The organism is Candidatus Goldiibacteriota bacterium (genome assembly GCA_016937715.1).
Taxonomy (GTDB): domain Bacteria; phylum Oederibacteriota; class PGYV01; order PGYV01; family PGYV01; genus PGYV01.
Map to the genome: position 1 here is coordinate 1 of JAFGWA010000058.1, position 2,644 is coordinate 2,644.

General features: G+C 40.1%; 4 protein-coding genes. 3 read left to right on the forward strand and 1 reads right to left on the reverse strand.

Going from position 1 to position 2,644, the window contains the following annotated elements; genetic code table 11:
• From JXR81_06585 to JXR81_06595, 3 genes are all read left to right on the forward strand, one after another.
• The coding region (locus JXR81_06585) for a PAS domain S-box protein (GenBank protein ID MBN2754518.1) at positions 1–1,469 on the forward strand (1,469 nt) is incomplete at its 5' end.
• On the forward strand, positions 1,462–1,878 hold the full coding sequence (locus tag JXR81_06590; GenBank protein MBN2754519.1) for a response regulator: 417 nt from the start codon (positions 1,462–1,464) through the stop codon (positions 1,876–1,878). The genes JXR81_06585 and JXR81_06590, both read left to right, overlap by 8 nt.
• Positions 1,879–1,918: 40 nt before the next feature.
• Complete coding sequence (locus JXR81_06595; GenBank protein MBN2754520.1) at positions 1,919–2,353, forward strand: response regulator; 435 nt, start codon at positions 1,919–1,921, stop codon at positions 2,351–2,353.
• Between the two features lie 18 nt (positions 2,354–2,371).
• Here JXR81_06595 and prfC read toward each other — a convergent pair.
• On the reverse strand, positions 2,372–2,644 hold a 273-nt coding region (prfC, locus tag JXR81_06600), incomplete at its 5' end, for a peptide chain release factor 3 (protein MBN2754521.1).

Here is a 2,644-nt window from a genome sequence, read left to right on the forward strand (position 1 = left end):
ACGTGGCTGACAGCGCGGAAAAGTACCGGATGCTCTTTGATAACGCGGGAGACCCTGTTCTGGTAAATAAAATTGGGCCTGACGGCAACCCGTCTTTCTTTTATGAAGTTAATGAAACGGCGGTAAGAAAATACGGGTATACAAAAGAACAGCTTTTGAAAATGAAACCAAAAGATATAATCGCCGGCTACGATGAAGGGCATGCCGATGAGATTGTAAATAAACTTGAAGAATACAGGCACATTTCTTTTGAAACTGTAGTCAGGCATTTTTCGGGCGCGCAGTCGCCTGTTGATGTGAATGTGCACCAGTTTGATATAAATAATGAAAAGGTTTTTTTAACCACGGTAAGGGATATATCGGAACGCAAAAATATGGAAAAAGCCATTATAGAAAGCGAAATGTATTATAAAGCTTTAACGGAGGAATCATCGGACGTTATTATGGTAATGGATGAAAATGGGTTGATTAAATACGCAAGCCGGGCGTCTGTAAAAGTTCTTGGCTATACTCCGGCGGAACTTGAAGGCCGGCCTTTCAGCAGTTTTTCACCCGGATTTAAGCAGGACAGCTTTATGGAAAAAGTTAAAGGCCTGCCGGCCGGCGTAATTGAAAATTCGGAAGTAAGAGCCAAAACAAAAGATAACAGGCTTACGGTTCTGGATTTGACCATAAAGAAAATGTTTGATGATCCTGTGGTCAGGGGGATTGTGCTTAACATGAGGGATATAACCGAAAGAAAAAAAACAGAGGACAGAATGAAAAAGGTCATATGGCAGCTGGAGCAGACAAATTCAGAACTGGAACAGTTTGCTTACGTTGCGTCTCACGATTTAAAAGAGCCGTTAAGGATGATTTCAAATTATCTTGGACTGATAAAAATAAGGCATAAAAGCGAGTTTTCCGGTGAAACAATAGAGTTTATGGATTTCGCGTTAAGCGGCACCAAAAGAATGTTTGAATTAATACAGGCGCTTTTAACTTATTCGCGTATAGGAAGAAGAAATGTGGAAACAGATAGTGTTAATTTGAATAACATAATAGATTTAATTGCCGGAGACTTTTCGGCCGCGCTGGACGGCGGGAAAATAATACATGATGACCTTCCTGTTATCAGGGCAAATAAAATTGAAATGGTGCAGCTTTTTACAAATCTTATAGGCAATGCTGTTAAGTTTCGTTCTGAAAAACCGCCTGTAATTCATGTGGCGGCAGAAGAAAAAGAAGAGGATTGGGTAATAACAGTATCGGATAACGGGATAGGGCTGGATAAACAATACGAGGAAAGGGTATTTGGCCTTTTTGAAAGGCTGCATTCTGATGATGAATACCCTGGAACCGGCATCGGGCTTACTATTTGTAAGAAGATTGTAGTTAATCTTGGAGGTGCTATATGGATAGAATCAGAACCGGGGCAGGGAACAAAAGTGAAGTTTACCATTCCAATAAGGAGGGAAACAAATGAGTAAAGCAAAAGTACTGCTTGTGGAAGACAAACAAAGCGATGTCAGGCTGGTGCAGGAGGCGTTTAAAATTTTAAATATTGATGTTGATTTTAATGCCGTTTATGACGGGAAAGAAGCCGTAGATTATATTTTTAAGAATGGTAAATATGCCGGGGCGCAGACTCCTGACATTGTAATTATGGACATAAAAATGCCAAAAAAGAACGGCAGGGAGGTTTTAAAAGAAATAAGGGAGAATGAGTCCACCAAAGATATAGCGGTATTTATGCTTACAAATTCCGATGCCAAAGAGGATATTCTGGATTCGTATGAACACAGGGCTAATTCCTATATGACAAAACCGCTTGAACTTTCAGAATTTGTAGAGATAATAAAGTATATTAATGATATGTGGCTTAAAAAAATGAATTAGAAACAGAAGTTATTAAAAAGGGGAAGGCGGAGGTTTTTATATGGCTATATTATCTGTTCTGCTTGTAGATGACAAACCGGGAGATGTAAGGCTTGTTGTGGAAGCGTTTAAGGAAAGTAGGGTGCAGAATAATTTAAGTATAGTGGGCGATGGGGAAGAAGCGATAAGTTTTCTTAAACAGGAAGGCAAATATCAGAATGCGCCAAGGCCTAATCTGGTGTTGCTTGACCTGCGCCTTCCGGGATTGAACGGGCTTGAAGTGTTAAAGCAGATTAAGGGCAATGAAAAAATAAGCGGTATTCCCGTTATAGTGCTTTCCAATTCTGATTCTGAAGCGGATATAAATAGCGCTTATAAATATATGGCTAACTGTTACATTGTAAAGCCTTTTGCTATGGCGGAGTTTATTGAAGTGGTTAAATACATGGAAAAATTCTGGATGAACTGTGTAAGGCTGCCGGGCCAAAAATTATGACAGTCCGGTACGGGATATTTATTTTTTGAATTCGGAAGTGAAGTGGAAACTGATATCAGGGTATTTTTTGATGTGATAATTAAGCATCCATTCTGATTCCGAGAAAAATACGGGGTCGCCGTTTTTGTCATTGGCTATTCTGTCGGCCATATCCCTGCAAAACTCTTCCATTTTTTTGGGGTCTTTTGACGTCACCCAGCACGCTTTATGTATGTTTAACTGTTCAAACCTGCAGTCCGCGCCGTATTCGTTGGCAAGGCGGTATAAAATAACGTCAAACTGAAGCAGCCC

Coding starts and splice junctions, on each gene's coding strand:
- JXR81_06590 (MBN2754519.1), top strand. CDS start 1,462: ATGAGTAAAGCAAAAGTACTGCTTGTGGAAGACAAACAAAGCGATGTC.
- JXR81_06595 (MBN2754520.1), top strand. CDS start 1,919: ATGGCTATATTATCTGTTCTGCTTGTAGATGACAAACCGGGAGATGTA.